At 44.1% G+C, this 22,924-nt stretch carries 37 protein-coding genes; 2 read left to right on the top strand and 35 right to left on the bottom strand.

The window, feature by feature from the left end; all coding sequences use genetic code 11:
• Positions 1-337: 337 nt before the first annotated feature.
• Positions 338-568 carry a hypothetical protein gene (locus ACFWMP_RS30670; protein WP_036680631.1) on the bottom strand — a complete coding sequence of 77 codons (231 nt, stop codon included), beginning with the start codon at positions 566-568 and terminating at the stop codon, positions 338-340.
• 252 nt (positions 569-820) lie between these two features.
• The gene (locus tag ACFWMP_RS30665; protein ID WP_042192138.1) at positions 821-1,432 is read right to left on the bottom strand and encodes a stage II sporulation protein M; all 612 of its coding nucleotides are present in this window, start codon (positions 1,430-1,432) and stop codon (positions 821-823) included.
• A gap of 108 nt (positions 1,433-1,540) precedes the next feature.
• Between ACFWMP_RS30665 and pdaB the strand changes: the two genes are divergently transcribed.
• The gene (gene pdaB / locus ACFWMP_RS30660; protein ID WP_042192142.1) at positions 1,541-2,344 is read left to right on the top strand and encodes a polysaccharide deacetylase family sporulation protein PdaB; all 804 of its coding nucleotides are present in this window, start codon (positions 1,541-1,543) and stop codon (positions 2,342-2,344) included.
• Between the two features lie 50 nt (positions 2,345-2,394).
• Here the strand turns inward: pdaB and ACFWMP_RS30655 are convergent, their stop codons facing one another.
• Both ACFWMP_RS30655 and ACFWMP_RS30650 read right to left on the bottom strand, forming a co-directional pair.
• Positions 2,395-3,216, bottom strand: a complete 822-nt coding sequence (locus ACFWMP_RS30655; protein WP_042192144.1) for a PPK2 family polyphosphate kinase — start codon at positions 3,214-3,216, stop codon at positions 2,395-2,397.
• A 279-nt stretch (positions 3,217-3,495) separates the two neighbouring features.
• The gene (locus ACFWMP_RS30650) at positions 3,496-4,086 is read right to left on the bottom strand and encodes a KinB-signaling pathway activation protein (RefSeq protein ID WP_379426085.1); all 591 of its coding nucleotides are present in this window, start codon (positions 4,084-4,086) and stop codon (positions 3,496-3,498) included.
• Between the two features lie 129 nt (positions 4,087-4,215).
• Between ACFWMP_RS30650 and gerD the strand changes: the two genes are divergently transcribed.
• Positions 4,216-4,887, top strand: a complete 672-nt coding sequence (gene gerD / locus ACFWMP_RS30645; protein ID WP_042192146.1) for a spore germination lipoprotein GerD — start codon at positions 4,216-4,218, stop codon at positions 4,885-4,887.
• A 57-nt stretch (positions 4,888-4,944) separates the two neighbouring features.
• Here the strand turns inward: gerD and ACFWMP_RS30640 are convergent, their stop codons facing one another.
• The 31 genes from ACFWMP_RS30640 to rpsC all read right to left on the bottom strand — a co-directional run bounded on the left by ACFWMP_RS30640 (position 4,945) and on the right by rpsC (position 22,912).
• Complete coding sequence (locus ACFWMP_RS30640; RefSeq protein ID WP_379426080.1) at positions 4,945-6,045, bottom strand: Mrp/NBP35 family ATP-binding protein; 1,101 nt, start codon at positions 6,043-6,045, stop codon at positions 4,945-4,947.
• A 90-nt stretch (positions 6,046-6,135) separates the two neighbouring features.
• On the bottom strand, positions 6,136-6,876 hold the full coding sequence (gene cwlD, locus ACFWMP_RS30635; RefSeq protein WP_042192151.1) for an N-acetylmuramoyl-L-alanine amidase CwlD: 741 nt from the start codon (positions 6,874-6,876) through the stop codon (positions 6,136-6,138).
• 78 nt (positions 6,877-6,954) lie between these two features.
• The gene (gene sat, locus ACFWMP_RS30630; protein WP_339267412.1) at positions 6,955-8,124 is read right to left on the bottom strand and encodes a sulfate adenylyltransferase; all 1,170 of its coding nucleotides are present in this window, start codon (positions 8,122-8,124) and stop codon (positions 6,955-6,957) included.
• 37 nt (positions 8,125-8,161) lie between these two features.
• Positions 8,162-8,854, bottom strand: a complete 693-nt coding sequence (locus ACFWMP_RS30625) for a phosphoadenylyl-sulfate reductase (protein WP_042192155.1) — start codon at positions 8,852-8,854, stop codon at positions 8,162-8,164.
• A 235-nt stretch (positions 8,855-9,089) separates the two neighbouring features.
• Positions 9,090-9,482 (bottom strand): 30S ribosomal protein S9, encoded by a 393-nt coding sequence (gene rpsI / locus ACFWMP_RS30620; protein ID WP_025706574.1) that lies wholly within the window; start codon positions 9,480-9,482, stop codon positions 9,090-9,092.
• Positions 9,483-9,502: 20 nt separating this feature from the next.
• Positions 9,503-9,940, bottom strand: coding sequence for a 50S ribosomal protein L13 (gene rplM / locus ACFWMP_RS30615; protein ID WP_036680589.1), 438 nt, complete (start codon positions 9,938-9,940; stop codon positions 9,503-9,505).
• Between the two features lie 217 nt (positions 9,941-10,157).
• Positions 10,158-10,952 (bottom strand): tRNA pseudouridine(38-40) synthase TruA, encoded by a 795-nt coding sequence (gene truA, locus ACFWMP_RS30610; protein WP_042192157.1) that lies wholly within the window; start codon positions 10,950-10,952, stop codon positions 10,158-10,160.
• A gap of 300 nt (positions 10,953-11,252) precedes the next feature.
• Complete coding sequence (gene rplQ, locus ACFWMP_RS30605; protein ID WP_019908254.1) at positions 11,253-11,618, bottom strand: 50S ribosomal protein L17; 366 nt, start codon at positions 11,616-11,618, stop codon at positions 11,253-11,255.
• Positions 11,619-11,651: 33 nt separating this feature from the next.
• Positions 11,652-12,596 carry a DNA-directed RNA polymerase subunit alpha gene (locus ACFWMP_RS30600; protein ID WP_036680585.1) on the bottom strand — a complete coding sequence of 315 codons (945 nt, stop codon included), beginning with the start codon at positions 12,594-12,596 and terminating at the stop codon, positions 11,652-11,654.
• Positions 12,597-12,726: 130 nt separating this feature from the next.
• The gene (rpsK, locus tag ACFWMP_RS30595; RefSeq protein ID WP_019908251.1) at positions 12,727-13,122 is read right to left on the bottom strand and encodes a 30S ribosomal protein S11; all 396 of its coding nucleotides are present in this window, start codon (positions 13,120-13,122) and stop codon (positions 12,727-12,729) included.
• A 19-nt stretch (positions 13,123-13,141) separates the two neighbouring features.
• Positions 13,142-13,510, bottom strand: coding sequence for a 30S ribosomal protein S13 (gene rpsM, locus ACFWMP_RS30590; protein WP_036680583.1), 369 nt, complete (start codon positions 13,508-13,510; stop codon positions 13,142-13,144).
• A gap of 19 nt (positions 13,511-13,529) precedes the next feature.
• Positions 13,530-13,643: a 50S ribosomal protein L36 gene (gene rpmJ, locus ACFWMP_RS30585; RefSeq protein WP_003322638.1), complete on the bottom strand. Its 114-nt coding sequence runs from the start codon at positions 13,641-13,643 to the stop codon at positions 13,530-13,532.
• A gap of 53 nt (positions 13,644-13,696) precedes the next feature.
• Positions 13,697-13,912 (bottom strand): translation initiation factor IF-1, encoded by a 216-nt coding sequence (gene infA, locus ACFWMP_RS30580; RefSeq protein WP_036652996.1) that lies wholly within the window; start codon positions 13,910-13,912, stop codon positions 13,697-13,699.
• A gap of 2 nt (positions 13,913-13,914) precedes the next feature.
• Entirely contained in the window at positions 13,915-14,223 is a 309-nt protein-coding gene (locus ACFWMP_RS30575) for a KOW domain-containing RNA-binding protein (protein WP_076300964.1), read from the bottom strand.
• A gap of 11 nt (positions 14,224-14,234) precedes the next feature.
• Positions 14,235-14,987, bottom strand: a complete 753-nt coding sequence (gene map / locus ACFWMP_RS30570) for a type I methionyl aminopeptidase (RefSeq protein ID WP_042192159.1) — start codon at positions 14,985-14,987, stop codon at positions 14,235-14,237.
• A gap of 4 nt (positions 14,988-14,991) precedes the next feature.
• Positions 14,992-15,636 (bottom strand): adenylate kinase, encoded by a 645-nt coding sequence (locus tag ACFWMP_RS30565; protein WP_042192162.1) that lies wholly within the window; start codon positions 15,634-15,636, stop codon positions 14,992-14,994.
• Between the two features lie 96 nt (positions 15,637-15,732).
• On the bottom strand, positions 15,733-17,031 hold the full coding sequence (gene secY / locus ACFWMP_RS30560) for a preprotein translocase subunit SecY (protein WP_042131218.1): 1,299 nt from the start codon (positions 17,029-17,031) through the stop codon (positions 15,733-15,735).
• Positions 17,031-17,471 (bottom strand): 50S ribosomal protein L15, encoded by a 441-nt coding sequence (rplO, locus tag ACFWMP_RS30555; protein WP_036680569.1) that lies wholly within the window; start codon positions 17,469-17,471, stop codon positions 17,031-17,033. Before rplO ends, secY begins: the two co-directional genes overlap by 1 nt.
• A 40-nt stretch (positions 17,472-17,511) precedes the next feature.
• A complete protein-coding gene (gene rpmD / locus ACFWMP_RS30550) occupies positions 17,512-17,697 on the bottom strand; it encodes a 50S ribosomal protein L30 (RefSeq protein WP_036680567.1) in 186 nt (61 codons plus the stop codon).
• A gap of 14 nt (positions 17,698-17,711) precedes the next feature.
• Positions 17,712-18,209: a 30S ribosomal protein S5 gene (rpsE, locus tag ACFWMP_RS30545; protein ID WP_036652980.1), complete on the bottom strand. Its 498-nt coding sequence runs from the start codon at positions 18,207-18,209 to the stop codon at positions 17,712-17,714.
• 27 nt (positions 18,210-18,236) lie between these two features.
• Positions 18,237-18,605, bottom strand: a complete 369-nt coding sequence (rplR, locus tag ACFWMP_RS30540) for a 50S ribosomal protein L18 (protein ID WP_042131220.1) — start codon at positions 18,603-18,605, stop codon at positions 18,237-18,239.
• A gap of 84 nt (positions 18,606-18,689) precedes the next feature.
• Positions 18,690-19,232 carry a 50S ribosomal protein L6 gene (gene rplF, locus ACFWMP_RS30535; RefSeq protein WP_042192166.1) on the bottom strand — a complete coding sequence of 181 codons (543 nt, stop codon included), beginning with the start codon at positions 19,230-19,232 and terminating at the stop codon, positions 18,690-18,692.
• 30 nt (positions 19,233-19,262) lie between these two features.
• The gene (gene rpsH / locus ACFWMP_RS30530) at positions 19,263-19,661 is read right to left on the bottom strand and encodes a 30S ribosomal protein S8 (RefSeq protein WP_036680560.1); all 399 of its coding nucleotides are present in this window, start codon (positions 19,659-19,661) and stop codon (positions 19,263-19,265) included.
• A 32-nt stretch (positions 19,662-19,693) separates the two neighbouring features.
• Entirely contained in the window at positions 19,694-19,879 is a 186-nt protein-coding gene (locus ACFWMP_RS30525; RefSeq protein ID WP_013312154.1) for a type Z 30S ribosomal protein S14, read from the bottom strand.
• Between the two features lie 49 nt (positions 19,880-19,928).
• Complete coding sequence (rplE, locus tag ACFWMP_RS30520; RefSeq protein WP_042131222.1) at positions 19,929-20,471, bottom strand: 50S ribosomal protein L5; 543 nt, start codon at positions 20,469-20,471, stop codon at positions 19,929-19,931.
• A gap of 31 nt (positions 20,472-20,502) precedes the next feature.
• The gene (rplX, locus tag ACFWMP_RS30515) at positions 20,503-20,856 is read right to left on the bottom strand and encodes a 50S ribosomal protein L24 (protein WP_076286851.1); all 354 of its coding nucleotides are present in this window, start codon (positions 20,854-20,856) and stop codon (positions 20,503-20,505) included.
• 49 nt (positions 20,857-20,905) lie between these two features.
• Positions 20,906-21,274 carry a 50S ribosomal protein L14 gene (gene rplN / locus ACFWMP_RS30510; RefSeq protein ID WP_036680556.1) on the bottom strand — a complete coding sequence of 123 codons (369 nt, stop codon included), beginning with the start codon at positions 21,272-21,274 and terminating at the stop codon, positions 20,906-20,908.
• Between the two features lie 38 nt (positions 21,275-21,312).
• Positions 21,313-21,579, bottom strand: coding sequence for a 30S ribosomal protein S17 (gene rpsQ / locus ACFWMP_RS30505; RefSeq protein ID WP_042131223.1), 267 nt, complete (start codon positions 21,577-21,579; stop codon positions 21,313-21,315).
• A gap of 43 nt (positions 21,580-21,622) precedes the next feature.
• Positions 21,623-21,820 carry a 50S ribosomal protein L29 gene (gene rpmC / locus ACFWMP_RS30500; RefSeq protein WP_019908232.1) on the bottom strand — a complete coding sequence of 66 codons (198 nt, stop codon included), beginning with the start codon at positions 21,818-21,820 and terminating at the stop codon, positions 21,623-21,625.
• Positions 21,810-22,244, bottom strand: a complete 435-nt coding sequence (gene rplP / locus ACFWMP_RS30495) for a 50S ribosomal protein L16 (RefSeq protein ID WP_042131224.1) — start codon at positions 22,242-22,244, stop codon at positions 21,810-21,812. The genes rpmC and rplP overlap by 11 nt, the downstream gene beginning before the upstream one ends.
• Positions 22,245-22,246: 2 nt before the next feature.
• Positions 22,247-22,912: a 30S ribosomal protein S3 gene (gene rpsC / locus ACFWMP_RS30490; protein ID WP_042192169.1), complete on the bottom strand. Its 666-nt coding sequence runs from the start codon at positions 22,910-22,912 to the stop codon at positions 22,247-22,249.
• Positions 22,913-22,924 lie beyond the last annotated feature (12 nt).

Raw genomic sequence — 22,924 nt, 5'->3', positions numbered from 1 at the left:
CATTTTGAAACATCTGACGAGAAAATTAATTCTCTAATTTTGGATATCACTTTCGTGATTTCCTACTCACTCGTTGTTCAGTTTTCAAAGATCAATGTCTCTCATTTCGTCGTCGTTGTTTGTCAGCGGCGACCTTTATAATATATCACAGTGTTTCGTTGTTTGGCAAGTCTTTTTTTTTGAAAAAGTTTTTTTCAACTTTTCTTGCCTTCCGCTTCCCTTTTACACAAGCAAAAGGAGCGCGAGATATAATTTATCACGAGCACTCCTTTTTAGTCAAGCTATTTTATTAAAAAATCTTAAATTCATATAAGACTCTTGCATTTACCGCTTATCCTTAGTGTTTATACTGAGAAGAACGTCCACCCCACGCATACTTGGAAAGTTCTTTCTGAGGAGCAAAACGAGCATACATACGAAATACAGTCTTATATCTATTGGCGATGGCATGCCTGATATTTTGGTCCAAGCGCTGATCGCTCAAATCTAACAGCATCTCATCAAGTTCTTTCCGCAAAACATAATCCAGTTCCTTGCATTCTTTTTCGTTGAACAACATTCCCAACATATGCTTGGCCTCCTTCATGAAGTTGCAAGTAACACATTCACTAAAACCAAAAACCCCTTGTACATAATTAGTTAGTCCATCTCATGGAGAAAGCTGCCTTAAGATCCTCTTACACTAGATTAACCGGAGTACTCTTTTTATAACCATAATTATTAAAAATTCCCTTTATGGTTTCGTCACGATTATATACTTCTGACCTTTAGGCAATCCTTGGATGAATAGCTTTAATGTTATGCTCCATTCTCGGAAGTTTTATGATAAAAGAGAAAAAGTTATTGTGCTTTCAATGATGGCTGCAACAAATAACAGGATTATTGTCCAAATAGATGCCGTAAGTGTTTGACGCATGAACGAAGACCACTCAACACCTCTGTTCACTTTTTTAGTGGATGAGCTAAACAGGCTTGCAACTACTTTCCCGCCGAACTGAAGTCCAAATGCACAAGCAATAATGATTGCTGGAATCTCTATAATCCCATGTGGCAGCAGTCCTTTTACTATTAGTTCGAATAAATCCTGTCCTTGCAGTGCTGATAAATGAATCAGATAGCCGATAACCGCTCCGTTAATAAATAAGAATATGGCTGGCAGTATACCGAACAACGCTCCTAAAAATATGATAAGAACACCCTTGATGCTGTTATTCAAAAATATAAATACAAAGAAGCTCCATTGCGGATTAGAAGAATCTCTAAGGTTGCCACTGATTTCACTGAGCCCCTCTAATTGCTGAACCAATAGCTTTTCCAGACTGCTAGTAGCTACCCACCCTATAACCGCTCCTACTGCGAACAGCAGACAGGACAGCAATAAAGCCTTCCGGATCGTTTTTAGATCTTTAATAAACGTGAAGAACGACAACATAAATACCCTCCTGAAATTGTGATCTCTGTTTCTTAGGTCATAACCTTGCGGTACGAGCATACATTTAGAACAAACAAGCATTTCGCATGGGAGAGGAGCGCTGTCATTATGAATTCTTTTTATGTATTCAGCGGCAAAAAGATTAAACGATTCATCTATATCTTCGCCGCTGTACTTCTTGCTGCTGGAGTTGTCTATGTCGAGAGGGGAAACATAACCGTTTTTTCTGAATCCGGACCTTCCGCGATCTACAGTGTACCAACAGAGAAGAAGCTGATTGCCCTGACCTTCGATATTAGCTGGGGGGAGAAAAGACCTGAACCAATTTTGAAGGTACTTGAAGACAAGAAAGTGGACAAAGCCACCTTCTTCCTATCGTCTCCATGGAGTAAGACTCACCCAGACATTGTAACTAACATCAAGAATGCAGGTTTTGAAATTGGAAGTCATGGTCATAAACACGTCAATTACAGCACACTTAGCAACGAAGAAATTCGTACACAGATCTCAACGGCTCACACCGTACTTACCGAATTAACCGGCACTGAACCCAATTTGATTCGTATGCCTAATGGAGATTTTGACAAAAGAGTCCTTCAGGTTGCCAGCGATCTCGGGTACAAGGTCATTCAATGGGATACAGACTCCCTGGACTGGAAGAACATCGGCGTAGACAATATCGTAAAGCGTGTAACGACAAAAGCGCATCCAGGTGATATCGTCCTCCTACATGCCAGTGATTCTTGTAAACAAACACATGAAGCACTTCCACTCATTATCGACGAGCTCCGCAGACAAGGTTATGAATTCGTTACCGTCTCTGAGCTGATTAGTCAAAGCAACACCGAAGGTAAAGAAGTACGCGACTCAGCTTCACTGAGTAATGCCATTGAGGACGCAGCTGGGCTGTAAAAACATATTCAATCTCTGGTGCCGTAATGGATGTTGATCTGTCCAAAGGATTAATGACGTGGAGAAATGAGTTCCGATATGTCAGGTGTGGGGGTATTCAGCTTCGGATAGCTCAGATCCAGACTCTCCAGTGTCTTTACAACGATGGATAAGGTCAAATAGTTGCGGTACCATTGATGATTGGCGGGTATCCAGTACCAGGGTGCTTTATCTATGCTAGATTCCTTGAAAACATCTTCATATGCTTCTTGGTAATCATCCCAATACTCCCGCTCCTGGAGATCACTTGCATCGAATTTCCAATGTTTTTTGGGATCTTCAAGCCGTTCCTTAATCTTCTTCAGCTGCTTCTCTTTAGAAATATGCAGAAAAAGCTTGATAATTGTCGTCCCCTCTTCCACCAGCATTTCCTCGAACTGCCGTATGTAACGAAAGCGACGCTTCAAGTCATCCTTTTTTAACCCTCCGTGTACCCGTGGTACCAATACATCTTCATAATGCGAGCGGTTAAATGCAGAGATATATCCCTTAGGAGGTGTCTTCTGATGAACCCTCCATAGAAAATCATGAGCCTCTTCCTCTAGAGATGGTTTCTTGAAGCTGGTCACTATAAACCCTTGTGGATTAATGCCTGAAAAAATATGCTTAACCGTGCCATCCTTACCGCTGGAATCCATTCCTTGCAGAATAACAAGCAGCGAATGCTTTTTCTGAGCAAACAAAATATCTTGGAGCTCTGCCAAACGTGCTTTAAGCTCTTCTGTTTTGGCTTCTACTTCTTTTTTGGATTTAAAAACACCTGTGTCGTCCGGATCCAGCTTGTTAAGCCGGATTTCTTTCGTGTCTTTTATCATATAGCGCTTGATGTCCATATATTCCCCTCCTAAAAGTTTTGTAAAGCATATGCATCATTGAGGAGCTTCGTACAAAACTCGCTTCGGAAGCATCTACTATGTTTTGTAAAGCATATGCATCATAGGAACGCTTCGTACAAAACTCACTTCGAAAGCATACGCTTAGTTTTGTGAGCGTATCGTTCTTTAAGATTAACCTCTACAATCAGATTTTAATCGTTAAGATACAGTTAGAGCAAAAAACCCCGTCTTCTGAGATCAGAGCACGGGGTTCTTTGTTTAGTGCTTCCCCATTCATTATCCGGCTGCCGGCTTCAGAATACGGTGTAGCATCAAAATTTGGAATGCATTACAAGCGATAAGCGGAACAACAATAAATACCGTTGCACTATCAACACCTATACGGAGCACGCCAATAACTTCCACAATTGAAATAGCTGTCATAAAAAAGAGGGTTGGAATCAAAGCTGAGATGTTTGTACTTTTTACTTTGAAATAAGACACAATAATAGCTGCTAGCAAAATAACGATTCCTAATATTAGATCAGACATAACATTTCTTTCTCCACCAACGACGGTACGCAAAAAAATCAGTTCAAGCAATGCGAGCACAGAAAACACTAGTTGTATGTATTTCCAAACCTTTTGTGGAAAAACGCCGTTGCCCATATAATTCAAAATCAAATAGGCAAAAAAACCAAGTTGCGAATAAACGCTTACAAGCATACCGTAGCCAAGCAGAATCAGCGGGTATAAAAAGAAATCCCCGACACTTTTGAAATCAATCTTACCATTTACGAATTGCAGTGCCAGACCAGCGATTACAGCCCCACCCGCTCCTATAAGGAGGGTAGTCCAAAATAAATGAAACCATTTTTTTATACTCAGCCAATTCACCTCCTCTTGTCAGATTTATTTTACCAAGGATACCGACAAAACACCATTACACCCACAACATAAATGTGATCTAATTCGGCATAATACATCTAGAGAATCCTATAAAGGAGGGCAGCGCCAATGAAATGGAGATTTATCGGATCTGTGGGTTTGGCATTGAGCTTTGTTATGGCCTTAACGGCTTGCGGAAGTGAGCAGAGCAGTTCTTCTTCCGGACAAGGCAGTTATAAAGAAACGAAGACCATGGTTTTAGATATATTGAAAAGCGATGAGGGTAAAAAAGCGGTTGAGGAATCATTATCAAGCTCCAGCTCTAGCGGTACCAGTGGAATGAGCATGAAGATGATGCCACTTCAAACAACAGAGGAGATCAAGCTCGCTGTTAAAAATACTCTCACTGCACCGGAATATCAGAAGGAAATCGAGAAGATAATGACTGATCCCAAATTCGCGGGCGATTTTGCTAAAGCCATTCAATCACAAAGCAAGGAACTACACCTACAGCTAATTAAGGATCCCACTTATCAGAAATCAGTCGAAGAAATTATGAAGTCTCCAGAAATGATGACAATGTTTTTAAATCTCACTAAAACACCTGATTACCGTAAACAATCCATGAAGACCATGCAGGAATCCATGCAAACTCCATTATTTCGCATGGAAGTATTGAATTTACTTAAAAAAGTCGTACAAGAAGAACTTGAACCAAAAGAGAAAAAAGAAAAGGGTAGCGAAGGTGGCGACAAACAGGAAAGCAGTGGCGGCGGCAGCGGCGATGATTCAAGTTCTTAAAAAAAAGGCCTTATCCCACTAATACGTGTGGGAAGGCCTCTTTTTTATGCACAAGAGTTAGTGCTCATATTTGGCAATAAGTTTATCAGCAATTTCTGCAAATAATTGTCCTGATGGTGTCTCTTCTTTGTATACAGAAGGTGAGAAATCCGGTTCGGAAATATGGTTGTCCGGTGCACCTAGCGGTATTTGTGCAAGCAGCTCCGTATGAAGCGTCTCGGCAAGCCTCGCTCCTCCGCCTCTGCCAAAGATATAATCTTTCTTACCACAGTCAGTGCACTCATAATAAGCCATATTCTCAATGACTCCAATAATCTCATGATCTGTCTGTAGAGCCATAGAGCCCGCTCTAGCCGCCACAAACGCTGCGGTAGCGTGAGGTGTCGTAACTATAATCTCTTTGCTGTGAGGTAGCATCTGATGCACGTCAAGTGCCACATCACCAGTACCTGGGGGAAGATCAAGCAGCATATAATCAAGTTCACCCCAACCAACATCATTGAAGAACTGGCGAAGCATTTTACCCAGCATAGGTCCCCGCCAAATAACTGGACTATTCTCACGAATAAAGAAGCCCATAGACATGACCTTCACTCCAAAACGTTCCACAGGAATAATCGTTCCCTCTTCTACAACTGGTCCCTCTTCGATCCCCATCATATCGGGAATACTGAAACCATAAATATCAGCATCGATAAGACCAACTTTTTTCCCTTTTCTTGCAAGGGCTACGGCCAAATTCACCGTTACGGTTGACTTACCAACTCCACCTTTGCCGCTGGCCACAGCGATAAAGTTCACGCCAGAGCTCTCGCTAATTAATTCATGGTCATCAAGGCCTGCAGCATGTCCTTTAAGTTTCCCAGGTTCATCGAAATCCTCTACGCTCTCTCCGCGAAGTATAGCACGTTCATATTCGGTTGCATCACGAAGCCGGATATGTACATTAGAAACCCCACCCGCTTCAAGCAATTCACGAACCTGTTGTTCTAGATCCATGCGACTTTGCTCTTCAGGATTCAGACATATGATAGATAAAGAAATACGGTCTTCTTTAATCATAATGTCACGGATCAGCTGTAGTTCCACAAGGCTTTTTCCAGTTTCAGAGTCTGTTAATGGCTGCAGTATTTCCTGAATTTGTTCCTTAGTCAGCATGGGAAGCACCTCTGTTTCCTTTCCGGTTGAGAAATTCTCCGGAGTTTTTGTCTATTATAGCATTACCTGTCTCCCCATGAGTAGTCCTGACTACTCGGAGGCGTACCGAAGAATCCCCCGATAAATGCTAGTCGCAACCTTACGCTGATAGACATCATTTCCGAGTAGAGCTGATTCCTGAGGATGTGATAAGAAGCCAACTTCTACAAGTACCGCTGGTATTTTCAATGCTTTTAACAGATAAACAGTATTCACTGTCTTAGCCACACGATCCGTATTCTCCAGCGTAGTCTTCAGCTCACTCTGCACAAACTCCGCTATAGCTTTATTATCCTTGTGATTGGGGTAGTAAAAGGTCTGTGCTCCACTCCAACGATTGGAAGGGACACTGTTCATGTGAACGCTTATAAAAAGGTCTGCGCCTTTTTCTTCGATACTTCTTACTCTTTGTTTAAGATCTTCTGTCTTACGCTTAGAATAGCCCTTAGTACCTTCCTGAGCCAAATCATAATCACCTTCTCGAGTCATTACTACAATAGCCCCTGCCTGCTGCAGATAATCACGCAAATAAAGCGATACCGCGAGATTAATATCTTTCTCAATTAGCCCTTCCCGGCTAACCGCTCCTCCATCAGCTCCACCATGTCCCGCATCGAGAGCAATAACTTTTCCTGACAAGGGCAGACTCCAATAATTTAGTGTTTTAGCGGTAGGCATGTCATACGCGATAATTCCAATCATTATAGCTAGCAGCATCACGCCAAGCATACTTTTTTTGATACTACTCCATGAAATCCAGACCGAGACTTTACTCTGCTTTCGGCCAGACATAAAAAAGACCCCCTCGTCCCGATAGATAATACTCATCTATATGGGACAAGAAGGTCAAATAGTACTAGCTGTTAATGATTAAGCTGTAACTTCTTGAGTCATACCTTCAATCAGAATCTGCGCAACCTCAGGCCGTGTAAATTCAGGCGGAGGACATTGGCCATCACGGAGCAAAGCACGTACCTTCGTACCCGACAATGTCATGTGATCATCACTAGGATGAGGGCAAGTTTTACTGGATGCCATATTCCCGCATTTTTTACAGAAGAAGCTATGTTCAAAAAATAATGGAGTAATATCAAGTTCTTCAGCACTAAAATTCGAGAAAATTTCCTGTGCTTCATAAGTGCCATAATAATCACCTACCCCAGCATGGTCACGACCGACGATGAAATGGGTACAGCCGTAATTTTTGCGAACCATTGCATGGAAAATTGCTTCTCTAGGGCCTGCATAACGCATTGCCGCCGGAAAAACACCAAGGAAGGTACGATCCTCAGGATAATAGTTCTCCAAAAGCGCCAGATAGCTCTTCATCCGTACATTTGCCGGTACATCATCTGACTTCGTCTCACCAACAAGCGGATTTAGGAATAGAGCGTCTACAACCTCCATAGCGCACTTTTGAATGTACTCGTGAGCTCGGTGGACCGGATTGCGTGTTTGGAAGCCTACAACCGTTCTCCAGCCCTTTTCAGCAAATATCTTCCGCGTATCCGCAGGATCAAAATAAAATTCACCGAACTTCTCTGGCTGTGGGCGGTTCAAGACTGTAATCGGCCCTCCAACATAAGTTGCAGGACGAGCCAACAGCTTACTCACACCAGGATGTTCAGGATCTGTTGTCTTGAAGACATTTTGTGCTTCAATCGTTTGATCTACAGTATAAATACTCTCAATATCCAATAAACCGTAAATCTCGCCATCGTCTTCACCGATTAAAGAAACTTTATCCCCAATTGATAAACTGGCAGCCACATCATCTTCTACAGCCAGTGTTATTGGAATGCTCCACACTGTTCCATCTGCTAAACGCATGCTTTTTACTACTGAATGATAGTCTTGCTCATTTAAAAAGCCAGTTAATGGCGAAAATGCACCTACAGCTATAAGATCCAAATCAGATAAAGTCCAGGTATTCAAGGCAATCGCCTTGCTGTCACGTGCGAGATTTAGCAATTCTTCTCTTTCAGTACCCTCTACTACACGGTTAACCAAAGCTCCGCCATGCGGACGTATTGAAGTCATCTTAGTCTCTCCTTCTATGTTCCCACAGGAATATGTCTTACTTGTGCAATCCGCACTCTGTCTTCTCAGATCCAGACCAACGGCCAGCACGCGGATCTTCACCTGGCATAACCTGACGTGTACATTGCTCACAGCCAATACTTGGATAGTTACGGTCATGTAGAGGGTTATAGATTACGTCATTTTCACGAATATAGTTCCATACATCTTCTGACGTCCAATCCGCAATAGGATTAAACTTCACTAAACCAAATTTATAATCATACTCGACCTTTTTAGCATTTGCACGGGTAGGCGCTTGATCGCGACGAATTCCAGTAATCCATGCCTCATATTGAGATAATATACGAGTCAATGGTTCAACTTTACGAATACCACAGCATTGATTAGGGTCAACCGTCCATAACGCATCACCGTATTGAAGTGCTTGCTCCTGCGTGGTGAGTTGCGGAGACACTCGTACAAACTCTAATCCGTATTTGTCTGCCATCAAATCTCTGGTTTCGTAGGTTTCCTTAAAATGATAATCTGTATCGAGATAAAAGACATCAGTAGATGGACTAACTTTGTGAAGCATATCAACAAGCACTACATCTTCGGCACCAAAGCTGCAGGCAAAAGTAATGTTAGGAAATGTTTCTACAGCCCAGCGGATAATATCCTCGGGTGAAGCACTCTCTAATTCTTCGGCCTTTATTCTGATCAAATCTTCTTTCTCGAGCAGGTTCATTAAGGTATTCCTCCATCCAAAATATTAATCGTATGAATAAATGAGGTAAAAGAAGTAATAAAACCAACTATTTCTATATGAAATAGTATATAACTTTTACTGAGGAAGTCAATGAGTTTCAACCCTCAGAATTAGTAAATGAATGCAAAAAAAGCCCATTTCTTGTTCGAAAGGGGCTGCTAAAAAAAATAAAACCCTCGACCGTAAAGGCCAAGGGTTGAATTCTTGATAAATATTAACGTTTCGAGAACTGAGGCGCACGACGTGCAGCCTTCAAGCCGTATTTCTTACGTTCCTTCATACGTGGGTCACGAGTCAGGAAGCCGGCTTTCTTAAGCGCACCGCGATATTCAGGGTCAACTTTAAGCAATGCACGGGAGATACCGTGACGAATTGCTCCAGCTTGACCGGAAATGCCGCCACCATGTGCAAGAACGATTACATCGTAGTTGCCTAGTGTTTCAGTCAGGTTCAAAGGTTGTTTTACGATCATTTTCAGTGTTTCCACACCGAAATATTCGTCCATCTCACGTTTGTTAATGACAATGCGTCCTTCACCCGGTACAAGGCGAACACGTGCTACCGAATGTTTACGACGACCTGTCCCATAGTATTGTACTTGTGCCATGAAACTGTCCTCCTCTATTCTTATCCGCGAAGTTCGTAAACTTCAGGTTTTTGTGCTGCATGTGGATGCTCGGCGCCTGCATATACTTTCAATCTCAGCTTCATGTGATCCCCTTGACGAGTCTTAGGAATCATACCATGAACAGCGAATTCAATTACGCGTTCTGGTTTAGTATTCAGCAAAGTTTCAGCATTAGTAACTTTCAAGCCACCTGGGTGCATCGAGTGACGGTAGTATTTCTTGTTTTGCAATTTCTTACCGGTCAAGTGAATCTTCTCAGCGTTGATTACGATAACGAAATCTCCTGTATCAACGTGTGGCGTGAATTGCGGTTTGTGTTTGCCACGGATCAAAGCAGCGGCTTCGCTGGCCAAACGACCGAGTGTCTTGCCTTCGGCATCAATAATGTGCCAATTGCGTTCAACTTCGTTCGGCTTCGCCATATAGGTGGTACGCATGAATGTTTCCTCCTTGTTCTCGTACGAAAATCTTCTGTTTCGTATATCTTGTTTCTCATTGAATTACAATTATGTGAGTTAAGCAAAGCATTTTTTTGGCATTTCCTTGATCGGGGCTGTGGGATAGCCATCAAGAAAACACAACTTTTATATTACAGTATAAACATAACAAGTGCAAGTGATTTTTAAACATTCAGCCTATTATTCAGGAAGAAATTTATAGAAAAAAAGATTCACTTTCAGTCTCGTCATATTCTACACTCCACAAAGCCAACCCCTTGGCCATAGCTGTTGGACCAGCAGCAGAACGATCACATGCCGCCAATATCTCAGCAACATGATCAGCATCTATTTTACCTTCCCCCACATGGATCAAAGTCCCCATAATAATGCGAACCATATGCTGAAGAAATCCACTACCCGTTATATAAGTTTGGATCACTCCCTGATCTAATGAAGAGGGTCGGCACATGCTGCGGTCTACTTCCATATGAGCTTCAAAGATCGTTCGTACATGAGAGGCCTTAGTAGACCTCCGTGAAGCAAACGAAGTGAAGTCATGTGTCCCTAAAATATGCGTTAAGCCTTGCTGCATCGCAGGAATGTCCAACCTCACCGGATGATGAAGCTGCCAGCGCCGTTGAAACGGGTCTGGAAACCTGTTGCCGTTAATCGTGTATCGGTAAGTTTTACGCTTAGCTCCTCTACGAGAGTGAAACGTCAGCGGTACTTCCCTAGCCTCAGTAACCACGATATCTTGTGGCAGCCGGGCATTAAGCGCCAGACACCAACGTTCAAGTGGGATTCGAGAGGAGGTCGTAAAGTTAAAAGGCTGACCGTAGGCGTGTACTCCGGCATCTGTGCGACCAGAAGCAGTAATCTTAAGCTCCTCACCTGTCAGATGGAGTATCGCTTGCTCCAGCCGATCTTGAATCGTATTGCCCTGAGGCTGGGTCTGAAAGCCATCATAATTTGTTCCGTCATAATTGACCTTCATCAATAGATTACGCATTCCGTTCTCCTTTTTAAACCGTTCAGCAGAAACGTCGATCGAAGCACTGTCTGATCTTATTCAAGAGGAAGAAATGGCTTTGCCGTCCCTAGAAGGACGGCATCCATTAACACTTCACTCCATTACTTCAAAAAAAAGAGCCCCTGCGGGAGCTCCTTCAATTGAACCAAGGTGATTCCCACGGTTATTAGTACAGCAGAGTCTTGCGCCTCTGCAGCACAATAACGCTGATATTTCCCCCATCTTTACTCCAAAGAGGGCCGGATGAAAGGGAAGCATCGGAAATCAATACTTGTGATACTACGCGCGGTCTACCAATTCAAGATAAACCATAGGCGCAGCGTCCCCACGACGAGGTCCGAGTTTCAGGATACGAGTGTATCCACCTGGACGCTCTGTGTAACGAGGAGCGATGTCAGAGAACAATTTTTGAATTGCATCTTGTTCACCATCAACAGTCTCGCGGCGAACAAATGCAGCTACTTGACGACGAGCATGAAGATCGCCTTTTTTAGCTTTAGTGATCAACTTTTCAGCGATAGAACGAACTTCTTTCGCTTTAGCTTCCGTTGTTTGGATGCGCTCGTATAAAAATAGATCCGTTACCATGTCGCGAAATAACGCTTTACGCGCACTGGAATCACGGCCCAATTTTTGGTATGCCATGTGTTTTCCCTCCTTTACTGTAACAATCTGTAGTTATTCTTCTGTACGTAGTCCCAAACCAAGTTCCTCAAGCTTCTCCTGAACTTCTTCCAAAGATTTACGACCAAGGTTACGCACCTTCATCATATCTTCTTCAGTCTTCGTGGTAAGCTCTTGTACGGTATTAATACCAGCACGTTTGAGGCAGTTGTAGGAGCGGACAGAAAGATCAAGCTCTTCGATTGTCATCTCTAGCACTTTTTCTTTTTTGTCTTCTTCTTTTTCAACCATAATTTCGGCGTCTTTCGCTTCGTCCGTAAGACCTACGAACAATACGAGGTGCTCGTTCAAAATTTTGGCTCCGAGGCTTACAGCCTCTTCCGGTCTAATACTGCCATCTGTCCAAATTTCAAGCGTCAATTTGTCGTAGTTGGTCACTTGACCAACACGTGTATTGTCTATGCCGTAGTTAACGCGTGAAATAGGAGTGTAGATGGAGTCAACCGGGATAACGCCAATTGGCTGATCGTCGCGTTTGTTCCGGTCCGCTTGGACGTAGCCGCGACCACGGCCTGCAAAAATACGCATGTGAAGTCTCGCACCAGGTCCCAGCGTTGCAATGTGAAGATCCGGGTTGAGGATCTCAACATCGCTGTCCGCACGGATATCACCTGCGGTAACGATGCCTTCCCCTTCGGCATCAATCTCAAACACTTTTTCCTCGTCTGAATGAATCTTCAGGGACAAGGCTTTAAGGTTCAGAATGATCTCCGTCACATCTTCCATTACGCCTGGAACGGTCGAGAACTCATGCAGAACGCCGTCAATTTGGACCGAAGTCACTGCGGCTCCTGGAAGCGAAGAAAGCAATATCCGGCGAAGTGAATTCCCCAGAGTCGTGCCATACCCACGTTCCAACGGTTCAACTACGAATTTCCCATAGGTACCTTCATCATTAGCTTCTACGGTCTCAATCTTCGGCTTTTCGATTTCTATCACGAGTTTACCCCTCCTTCAACGTCGCTCCTATATGAAACTGTCACCCCATCAGGTGCATCATGTAGTATGCCTAAACACCTATTATTAGCAGATGCGTCAGAATTATACCACATTTACAATACTGATTTCACTATACGCGACGACGTTTCGGCGGACGGCATCCATTGTGAGGAACCGGAGTTACGTCTTTAATAAGGTTAACTTCAAGCCCTGCAGCTTGAAGGGAACGGATGGCTGCTTCGCGGCCCGCGCCCGGTCCTTTAACCATAACCTCAACCGACTTCATGCCGTGCTCCATAGCTGCTTTAGCTGCTGATTCAGCTGCCATTTGCGCTGCGAATGGAGTCGACTTACGGGAACCTTTAAATCCTTGGCCGCCGGAGCTTGCCCAGGAAATTGCATTTCCGTGAGGATCTGTGATGGTAACGATGGTGTTATTGAACGTGGAACGAATATGTGCCACGCCGGATTCGATATTTTTACGGTCGCGACGTTTGGTACGTACGACTTTTTTCGGTTTAGCCATTGTCTCTTATCCCCCCTTATTATTTCTTCTTGTTTGCTACCGTACGACGCGGGCCTTTCCGGGTACGGGCATTGGTTTTAGTACGTTGACCGCGAACAGGCAATCCACGACGGTGACGAACACCGCGGTAACAGCCGATCTCAGTAAGACGTTTAATATTCAAGGAAATTTCACGACGCAGGTCACCTTCAACCTTAACCGTTTTGTCGATCGTTTCACGCAGTTTGCTGACTTCATCTTCCGTCAAATCACGGACACGTGTATTAGCGCTAATGCCTGTTTCATTAAGAATTTTCTGAGAAGTCGTTTTACCGATTCCGAAAATATAAGTCAAGGCGATCTCAACGCGTTTGTCACGTGGCAAATCCACTCCAGCTATACGAGCCATTTTACGCTACACCCCCTTCTTAACCTTGTTTTTGTTTGTGTTTCGGATTTTCGCAAATCACCATAACAGTCCCTTTGCGGCGGATTACTTTACATTTCTCGCAAATGGGCTTTACAGAAGGTCTTACCTTCATGTTAATTACCTCCTCAAAGTTTTGCGAAGCAAAACTTTTTTCGTAGTTCCCATCTATTTACGGTAAGTTATACGACCTTTTGATAAATCATAAGGCGATAACTGCACGACCACTTTGTCTCCGGTCAAAATACGGATAAAGTGCATCCGCAATTTACCGGATACATGGGCAAGTATTTGATGACCGTTCTCAAGCTCAACCTTAAACGTTGCATTTGGCAACGGTTCAAGGACAGTACCTTCTACTTCAATGACATCTTCCTTAGCCACAGTTAGTCTCCTTTCTCATAAGCACTTATTCCGGTTGGGCCAGCATACTTCGTCACTGCGAAACGCAGCTTTCCGTTTGTTACCCGCCCAGTTTCTTCCAAACTGTTCACAACCTCACTGCTGATGAAGGGTATGAGCTCAAGATGAAGAATATTCTTCTTCTTTGGCCCATCAAACTTACGTTTGTCTCCATCTGCAATGTATACAAATCTGCTATCAACAACTGCGATAACAACGGCTGCCTCTCCGGCATCTTTGCCTTTGAGAATTCTCACTAATTGACCAACCTGCGGGCTGCTCACAGTATTCAAGAGGAGATCACCTACGCATTCAGTTTTGTGAAAATTTCCATGCCGTCCGGAGTAACTGCTACTGTATGCTCAAAGTGAGCACATAGGGAGCCATCCACCGTAACGACAGTCCAGTTATCTTCCAGCGTTCTGACATGTCTCTTTCCTACGTTTACCATCGGCTCAATCGCGAGTACCATACCCGGTTTCAGACGTGGTCCGCGGTCCGCTATGCCATAATTCGGAATTTGCGGTTCTTCATGCAGTTTTGCCCCAATACCATGACCAACATACTCACGTACGACTGAGAAACCAGCCTCTTCGATGTATTGCTGGATAGCATGGGAGATTGTAAACAAGCGCACATCCGGCTTAACTAACGCCAGTCCCGCGTACAAGGAGCCTTCCGTAACGTCCAGCAAACGCTGAGCCTCTTCGGAAATGCTGCCCACACCGTAGGTCCAGGCGGAATCACCGTGATAACCGCGGTACTCTGCACCGATATCCAGCGTTACAATATCGCCTTCGATCAGTTTGCGTTTACCTGGAAATCCATGCACTAATTGTTCGTTGACTGAAGCGCAAATGCTGGCAGGAAAACCGTTGTAGCCTTTGAAAGACGGCACAGCACCTTGACTGCGAATGTATTGATCGGCGATTCTGTCGAGATCGCCCGTTGTAATGCCAGGCTCAATGGCCTCAGCAATAAGACGGTGACTCTCGGCAACAATTCGACCAGCTTCCCTCATAAAGGCAAGTTCCTGTTCGGATTTACAAATGATCATTACATTAACCCCGCAATAAAGATACGATTTCAGAAGAAACGACATTGATTTCGTTTTCCCCATTTACCTGACGCAAAAGACCTTTATTATCATAAAACGCAAGCAGCGGCGCTGTCTTATTATCATACTCATCCAGACGCTTGCCTACACTTTCTTCGTTGTCATCCGGACGTTGATACAATTCACCGCCATCAATGTCGCAAATGCCATCTTGCTTCGGCGGGTTGAAGATTAAATGGTAGGATGCTCCGCAAACTGTGCAGATACGACGTCCGGTAAGACGCGCCATCAACAGTCCACGGTCAACATTCAAGTTGATGACATGATTCAAAGAAGTATTCAAACGGCTTAGAATTTCATCCAGCGCTTCCGCTTGCGAAAGAGTTCTTGGAAAACCATCCAATAGAAATCCTTTTTCGCAATCGGACTGCTGCAGCCGTTCTTCAACTATACCAATGGTCACATCATCTGGTACAAGCAAACCTTGATCAATAAATGATTTAGCCTTCAATCCTACTGGAGTCTCTTGTTTGATTGCCAAACGGAAAGCATCTCCTGTCGAAATATGCGGAATGCCAAACTCTTTTATGATCTCAGCCGCTTGTGTTCCCTTGCCTGCCCCAGGAGGGCCCATGAATAAAATGTTCACGATTTCTCTCTCCCCCCAAAAGTTCGCCACCAAGCAAGAAACAGCACAATAGGTGCCGGGAAGAATAAAAAATTACGCTTCACCGGAACCTATCGCCTATTTATTGATGAAGCCTTTGTAATGGCGTTTGATCAATTGGCTCTCGATCTGCTTCATAGTATCCAATGCCACACCGATTACGATTAGCAGTGAAGTACCACCAATTCGAACTTCTTTAGGCAATCCAGATAAAGCACCGAAGAACATCGGCAATACAGAGATCAAAGCCAGGAACAATGCGCCGGACATAGTCAGACGAGACATTACTCTAGTCAAATATTTCTCAGTAGCTTTACCAGGACGGATACCTGGAATGTAACCACCATTCTTCTTCATGTTATCAGCCATCTGCTGAGGATTCATCTGCACGAACGTATAGAAGAACGTGAACCCGATGATCATCACAACATACAGAAGCATACCAAGTGGTGCATCAGTTGCCAAATACTTGGCAATCCATTGAGCCCAGGCATGTGTTGACCAGAAACTGGAGAGAACAACTGGGAACTGAAGCAGTGATACGGCGAAGATAACCGGAATTACACCAGCCGCATTAATTTTCAGCGGAATGTGCGTATTCTGTCCACCGTACATTTTGTTGCCGACTACGCGTTTAGCGTATTGAACAGGAATCTTCCGAATACCTTGCTGTACGAAGATAACTGCTGTAATAATCGCTACAATCACAATCAGCACAATAACGACTTTAAGAATATTCAGGAACACTTGATCCGGCTGAATAAAGCTTGAGTTAGCCGTACTCGTGATATATCCCGGGATGGCGGCGACGATTCCCGCAAAAATCAGGATCGAAATCCCGTTCCCGATTCCCTTTTCGGTAATCTGTTCACCAAGCCACATCAGGAAAGAAGTACCAGCCGTCAAGATAATGGCAACCAGTAAGTAGTCAGCAAATGTCGCATTCGGCATCATTTGAGTTCCATAAATCCGGTTAAACCCTATCGACGTAGCAAAACCTTGGATCAGGGCCAAAATCACAGTACCATAACGAGTGATTTGCGCTAGTTGTTTTTTACCGTGCTCCCCTTGTTTAGCCCATTCAGCAAACTTAGGAACAACATCCATCGACAGCAATTGCACGATGATGGATGCTGTAATGTACGGATAAATACTTATCGCAAATATCGAGAAGTTTTTGAGCGCTCCGCCCGAGAAGGTGTTCAAAAGTCCCATCAAAGCGTCACCGCTTTGATTTGCTGTTTCCAGTACATCTTTGTTCACACCAGGAACCGGTACAAACGAACCGATACGGTAGATAATCAGAATGAACAAGGTAAACAGGATCTTTTTGCGCAAATCTTCCACATGCCAGATATTCTTAAGCGTCTTGAACATTAGATCACCTCGGTTTTACCGCCGGCAGCCTCGATTTTCTCTACCGCAGATTGAGAGAACTTATTTGCTTGTACAGTCAATTTAACGGTTAACTCACCATTGCCGAGAATCTTAATGCCGCTTTTGGAATTCTTGACAACACCAGTTTCAAGCAACAACTGCGGAGTCACTTCTGTTCCTTCTGCAAAGCTATTCAGATCTTCAAGGTTCACAATCGCATACTCTTTACGGGTAGGATTGACGAAACCACGTTTAGGCAGACGACGATAGAGCGGATTTTGTCCACCCTCGAAGCCCGGACGAACACCACCGCCAGAACGTGAGTTTTGACCTTTGTGACCGCGACCGGAAGTTTTACCATTTCCGCTACTTGGTCCACGACCAACGCGATTGCGTTCTTTGCGGGAACCAGGAGCTGGAGCAAGTTCATGTAACTTCATCGTTTGCACCTCCTTATGTTTGTTAATTTATACGAGGCGATTAGCCTTCAATTTCAGTTACAGATAGCAAGTGACTCACTTTGTTGATCATTCCGCGAATTGCAGGACTGTCATTGTGAACCACTGTCGTGTTGAGTTTACGTAGGCCGAGCGTCTTAACAGTAACACGTTGTGTTTCTGGACGTCCGATTACACTACGTACGAGGGTAATTTGCAATTTTGCCATTGACGTTCCCCTCCTTAACCGCGCAATTCTTCGACAGATTTGCCGCGAAGTTTCGCGACCTCTTCAATGCGTTTCAGACGGGAAAGTCCCTCCAAAGTTGCATTGACCATGTTCATGGAATTCGAAGAACCCAGTGATTTTGTCAAAATGTCGCCAACGCCTGCCAATTCCAATACCGCACGAACTGGACCGCCAGCGATAACGCCAGTACCCTCTGATGCTGGTTTCAGCAACACGCGTCCTGCGCCGAAGTGGCCAGTAACGAGATGGGGAATCGAAGTTCCTACGATTGGAATGTGAATCAGGTTTTTCTTGGCGTCTTCAATGCCTTTACGGATGGCATCCGGAACTTCGCCGGCTTTACCGATACCAGCACCGACGTAGCCATTGCCATCGCCCACAACAACGAGTGCACTAAAGCTGAAACGGCGTCCGCCTTTTACAACTTTTGCTACACGGTTAATGTGTACAACTCTTTCTGTCAGTTCTAAACTGTTCGGATCTACACGCAAGTCGTTAACCTCCTTTTAAGAATTATTCTAGAATTCAAGACCAGCTTCACGAGCTGCGTCAGCCAATGCTTGAATTCGTCCATGGTACAAGTAACCTCCGCGGTCGAATACGACCACTGCATAGCCTTTTTCTTTAGCACGCTCAGCGACCAATTGGCCAACTTTCGCTGCAGCTTCAACGCTGCCGCCATTACCGATGTTAGCGCTCAGTTCTTTATCAAGTGTAGAAGCGGATACGATAGTAACCCCTTTAACATCATCGATCAGTTGAGCGTAGATGTGTTTTGAAGAACGGAATACGTTCAAACGTGGACGCTCAGTAGTTCCCTGGATCTTCTTACGAACACGCAGGTGTCTTTTGAGACGAGCCTTGTTTTTATCTTCTTTTGTAATCATGACTTCCCTTTCACTCCCTTCAGTTTGCCGTAAACAGCTTCACTTTAAGATGCACGGGGTATCTTACAATTAAGTTCAAACTGGTTATTTCTTCTTACCAGCTTTACCTTCTTTGCGGATGATACGCTCGCCTTCATATTTGATACCTTTACCTTTATACGGTTCTGGCTCACGAACGGAACGAATTTTAGCAGCATATGCGCCAACGCGTTCTTTATCGATACCTTTAACGATGATCTTCGTGTTCGCAGGAACTTCAAACTCAATACCTGCTTCCGGTGTAATTTCAACCGGGTGGGAGTAACCAACGTTCAGAACGACTTTATCTCCGGATTTGCTTGCACGATATCCGACCCCAACCAATTCCAGAGATTTCGAGAAACCTTCAGTCACGCCTGCTACCATGTTGTTGACAACGGAGCGGGTTGTGCCGTGAAGTGAACGATGCAATTTGTTATCCGACGGACGAACAACGGTAATTTCGTTATTTTCAACTGTAACCTTCATGTCTTTATGAAGCTCACGAGTCAAAGAACCTTTTGGACCTTTTACTGTAATAACGGCGTTGTCCAAAGTGACATCTACACCGCTAGGTACTGCGATTGGTTTACGACCAATACGAGACATGTGTTGCACCTCCTTATCTTGTGACGTTTATTACCAAATGTAGCAGACAACTTCTCCGCCAGATTTTGATTGACGAGCTTCTTTGTCGGTCATAACTCCCTTAGATGTGGAGATAATCGCGATTCCTAGACCACCGAGTACACGAGGCACTTCATTGCTCTTCGTGTATACGCGAAGGCCTGGTTTACTGATTCTTTTCAAACCAGAAATAACACGTTCTTGGTTAGGGCCGTATTTCAAGAAGATACGGATAATCCCTTGTTTGCTATCTTCAACGAATTCCGCATCGCGGATGAAACCTTCACGCTTCAAAATGTCAGCGATTTGTTTCTTCATAGTAGAAGCAGGCATTTCTACCGTTTCGTGACGCACAATGTTAGCGTTACGAATACGAGTAAGCATATCTGCAATAGGATCAGACATAGTCATGTGTGTAAACCTCCTTCCCGTTTATAAACTTCTTACCAACTTGCTTTTTTCACGCCAGGGATCTGGCCTTTATAAGCTAATTCACGGAAACAAATTCTGCAAATTTTGAACTTTTGCAGTACCGAATGTGGACGACCACAACGTTCGCAACGTGTATATGCACGTACTTTAAACTTAGGCGTACGTTGTTGTTTAACTTTCATCGAAGTTTTTGCCACTTAGCCTGACACCTCCTAAACATTTTCGGAGAAAATGGATTAACCGACTTTATTTTGCGAAAGGCATTCCCAGCTGACCCAGCAGCTCGCGGGATTCCTCGTCCGTCTTAGCAGTCGTTACAATAACGATGTCCATACCGCGGACTTTATCCACTTTGTCATATTCGATCTCGGGGAAGATCAATTGTTCTTTAAGACCAAGTGTGTAGTTACCACGGCCGTCAAAGGCTTTAGTGGAAACACCACGGAAGTCACGTACGCGTGGAAGCGTTACGTTGAACAATTTGTCCAAGAAGTAATACATACGCTCGCCGCGCAGTGTTACTTTAACCCCAATCGGCATATTTTCGCGTAGTTTGAAACCAGCGATGGATTTTTTAGCTTTAGTGATTACTGGTTTTTGACCAGCGATCAACTGCATGTCATTAACTGCAGCATCAAGTACTTTGGAGTTTTGAACAGCGTCACCCACACCCATGTTGATGACAACCTTCTCGATCTTAGGCACTTGCATAACAGTTGTATAGTTAAACTTCTGCATCAAAGCAGGTGTTATTTCGTTGAGATAACGTTCTTTCATTCTTGCTGCCATGAAGATTTAACCTCCTTTCTTAAGGGCTAGATTAGTCGATAATCTCTCCGGATCTTTTAGCAATCCGAACTTTTTTACCGTTGTCCAATACTTTGTAACCGATACGTGTTACTTTGCCGGACTTCGGATCGATGTGCATTACGTTGGACACATGAATCGAAGCTTCCTGCTCAATAATTCCACCCTGTGGATTCAGCTGGTTCGGCTTTTGGTGTTTTTTCACCATATTGACGCCTTCTACCAGAACGCGGTTTTCACGAGGATAAGCAGCGATGACACGGCCTTTTTTGCCTTTGTCTTTACCACTAATCACAAGCACCACATCATCTTTCTTCACGTGCAGTTTATTGTTATGGGATTCCAGAACTTTTTTCACTCTAGGCATTTATTACACCTCCTATAACTAACCTTCAACTTATTGGTGCTCGTGTTTATTAGATTACTTCCGGTGCCAAGGAAACGATCTTCATGTAGTCTTTATCGCGAAGTTCGCGAGCAACTGGTCCAAAGATACGTGTTCCACGAGGGCTTCTGTCGTCTTTAACAACAACAGCTGCATTTTCGTCGAATGCGATGTAAGATCCATCTTTACGACGAACGGAACGTTTCGTACGAACAACTACCGCTCTAACAACATCACCTTTTTTGACAACGCCGCCTGGTGTTGCTTGTTTAACGGAACAAACGATCAAATCACCGATTGCTGCTGTACGGCGTCCAGTACCACCCAGTACGCGGATACACATCAGTTCCTTCGCACCAGAGTTGTCAGCCACATGCAAGCGTGTAAATGGTTGAATCATTATAATTTCCTCCTTCCGGAAAAACTCTTTTGATTATCTTAGATGATAACCGCTTTTTCAACCACTTCAACTAGTCTCCAACGTTTGTCCTTGGACAACGGACGAGTTTCCATGACTTTTACGGTATCGCCAATTTTCGCAACGTTTTCCTCATCATGTGCTTTGAATTTCTTCGTAGACTTGATGCGTTTGTGGTACAAGTTATGCTTCTTATAGGTTTCAACAGCGACTACGATGGTTTTATCCATTTTATCACTGACCACTTTACCGATTAGCACTTTACGTGCATTACGTTCTTCGCTCATTAGTTAGCCTCCTTCCTGAATACGGATCTGAGATCCGTCTCACTTAACTAATCCCAAGCACTCTTTGATGGATTACGGTTTTAGCACGAGCTATTTCCTTACGCACGTCACGAATCCGAGTCGGGTTGTCCAGTTGGCCAGTTGCCAATTGGAAACGGAGATTAAAAAGTTCCTCTTTGAATCCAGCGATCTTTTGTTCAATCTCAGCAGTGGTTAAGTTGCGAAGTTCATTAGCTTTCATTTGCTTCACCACCCAATTCTTCACGTTTCACAAACTTAGTCTTAACAGGCAGCTTGTGAGCGGCAAGACGCATCGCTTCACGAGCGATTTCTTCCGACACGCCTCCGAGTTCAAACATAATCTTGCCCGGTTTAACTACGGCTACCCATTTCTCAACGTTACCTTTACCACTACCCATACGAACCTCGAGAGGCTTTTGAGTAATAGGCTTATCTGGGAAAATCTTGATCCAAACTTGACCGCCACGTTTGATATAACGTGTCATTGCGATACGAGCAGCTTCGATCTGACGGTTAGTGATCCAAGATGGTTCCATTGCAACCAGGCCGAATTCGCCGAAGTTCAATTCAGTACCACCCTTTGCCATACCCTTCATGTGTCCGCGTTGTTGCTTGCGGTGTTTTACGCGTTTTGGTACCAACATGATTAGTTGCCTCCTTCCTGAGCAGCTTGTTTCTTAGCTGGGGGAAGAACTTCTCCACGGTAGATCCATACTTTTACGCCGATAAGACCGTAAGTTGTATGTGCTTCAGCCGTTCCGTAATCGATATCGGCACGAAGCGTATGAAGTGGAACTGTTCCTTCGCTATAACCTTCTGAACGAGCAATCTCAGCTCCGCCAAGACGTCCGCCTACTTGAGTTTTAATCCCTTTTGCGCCAGAACGCATTGTTCTTTGAATCGCTTGTTTGAGTGCACGACGGAACGATACACGACGTTCCAATTGTTGAGCAATGCTCTCAGCTACAAGAATTGCATCCAATTCAGGGTGCTTGATTTCATTGATGTTGATGTGTACTTTTTTGCCACCAGCGATTGCTGTAACTGCGCTGCGAAGTACTTCTACTTCTGCTCCGCCCTTACCAATAACCATACCTGGTTTAGCAGTGTGAATTGTAACGTTCACGCGGTTAGCCGCTCTTTCGATCTCGATATGGGAAACAGCGGAATCCTTCAACTTACCTTTAAGGTATTCCCGGATTTTGACGTCTTCCATCAGAAGAGTACCGAAATCTTTTCCTGCATACCATTTAGATTCCCAATCGCGAATGATCCCGATCCGGAGTCCGATTGGATTTACCTTTTGACCCACGTGTTATCCCTC

The sequence above is a fragment of the Paenibacillus sp. NPDC058367 genome (assembly GCF_042723305.1).
In the GTDB taxonomy this organism is placed as follows: Bacteria; Bacillota; Bacilli; order Paenibacillales; family Paenibacillaceae; genus Paenibacillus_AQ.
Note: the sequence above shows the minus strand (reverse complement) of the source record. Positions and strands in the feature narration are given on the sequence as shown.

Coding starts and splice junctions, on each gene's coding strand:
- ACFWMP_RS30670 (WP_036680631.1), bottom strand. CDS start 568: ATGTTGGGAATGTTGTTCAACGAAAAAGAATGCAAGGAACTGGATTAT.
- ACFWMP_RS30665 (WP_042192138.1), bottom strand. CDS start 1,432: ATGTTGTCGTTCTTCACGTTTATTAAAGATCTAAAAACGATCCGGAAG.
- pdaB (WP_042192142.1), top strand. CDS start 1,541: ATGAATTCTTTTTATGTATTCAGCGGCAAAAAGATTAAACGATTCATC.
- ACFWMP_RS30655 (WP_042192144.1), bottom strand. CDS start 3,216: ATGGACATCAAGCGCTATATGATAAAAGACACGAAAGAAATCCGGCTT.
- gerD (WP_042192146.1), top strand. CDS start 4,216: ATGAAATGGAGATTTATCGGATCTGTGGGTTTGGCATTGAGCTTTGTT.
- ACFWMP_RS30640 (WP_379426080.1), bottom strand. CDS start 6,045: ATGCTGACTAAGGAACAAATTCAGGAAATACTGCAGCCATTAACAGAC.
- cwlD (WP_042192151.1), bottom strand. CDS start 6,876: ATGTCTGGCCGAAAGCAGAGTAAAGTCTCGGTCTGGATTTCATGGAGT.
- sat (WP_339267412.1), bottom strand. CDS start 8,124: ATGACTTCAATACGTCCGCATGGCGGAGCTTTGGTTAACCGTGTAGTA.
- ACFWMP_RS30625 (WP_042192155.1), bottom strand. CDS start 8,854: ATGAACCTGCTCGAGAAAGAAGATTTGATCAGAATAAAGGCCGAAGAA.
- rpsI (WP_025706574.1), bottom strand. CDS start 9,482: ATGGCACAAGTACAATACTATGGGACAGGTCGTCGTAAACATTCGGTA.
- rplM (WP_036680589.1), bottom strand. CDS start 9,940: ATGCGTACCACCTATATGGCGAAGCCGAACGAAGTTGAACGCAATTGG.
- truA (WP_042192157.1), bottom strand. CDS start 10,952: ATGCGTAATCTATTGATGAAGGTCAATTATGACGGAACAAATTATGAT.
- rplQ (WP_019908254.1), bottom strand. CDS start 11,618: ATGGCATACCAAAAATTGGGCCGTGATTCCAGTGCGCGTAAAGCGTTA.
- rpsK (WP_019908251.1), bottom strand. CDS start 13,122: ATGGCTAAACCGAAAAAAGTCGTACGTACCAAACGTCGCGACCGTAAA.
- rpsM (WP_036680583.1), bottom strand. CDS start 13,510: ATGGCTCGTATAGCTGGAGTGGATTTGCCACGTGACAAACGCGTTGAG.
- rpmJ (WP_003322638.1), bottom strand. CDS start 13,643: ATGAAGGTAAGACCTTCTGTAAAGCCCATTTGCGAGAAATGTAAAGTA.
- map (WP_042192159.1), bottom strand. CDS start 14,987: ATGATCATTTGTAAATCCGAACAGGAACTTGCCTTTATGAGGGAAGCT.
- secY (WP_042131218.1), bottom strand. CDS start 17,031: ATGTTCAAGACGCTTAAGAATATCTGGCATGTGGAAGATTTGCGCAAA.
- rplO (WP_036680569.1), bottom strand. CDS start 17,471: ATGAAGTTACATGAACTTGCTCCAGCTCCTGGTTCCCGCAAAGAACGC.
- rpmD (WP_036680567.1), bottom strand. CDS start 17,697: ATGGCAAAATTGCAAATTACCCTCGTACGTAGTGTAATCGGACGTCCA.
- rplR (WP_042131220.1), bottom strand. CDS start 18,605: ATGATTACAAAAGAAGATAAAAACAAGGCTCGTCTCAAAAGACACCTG.
- rplF (WP_042192166.1), bottom strand. CDS start 19,232: ATGTCTCGTATTGGTCGTAAACCAATCGCAGTACCTAGCGGTGTAGAT.
- rpsH (WP_036680560.1), bottom strand. CDS start 19,661: ATGACTATGTCTGATCCTATTGCAGATATGCTTACTCGTATTCGTAAC.
- rplE (WP_042131222.1), bottom strand. CDS start 20,471: ATGGCAGCAAGAATGAAAGAACGTTATCTCAACGAAATAACACCTGCT.
- rplX (WP_076286851.1), bottom strand. CDS start 20,856: ATGCCTAGAGTGAAAAAAGTTCTGGAATCCCATAACAATAAACTGCAC.
- rplN (WP_036680556.1), bottom strand. CDS start 21,274: ATGATTCAACCATTTACACGCTTGCATGTGGCTGACAACTCTGGTGCG.
- rpsQ (WP_042131223.1), bottom strand. CDS start 21,579: ATGAGCGAAGAACGTAATGCACGTAAAGTGCTAATCGGTAAAGTGGTC.
- rpmC (WP_019908232.1), bottom strand. CDS start 21,820: ATGAAAGCTAATGAACTTCGCAACTTAACCACTGCTGAGATTGAACAA.
- rplP (WP_042131224.1), bottom strand. CDS start 22,244: ATGTTGGTACCAAAACGCGTAAAACACCGCAAGCAACAACGCGGACAC.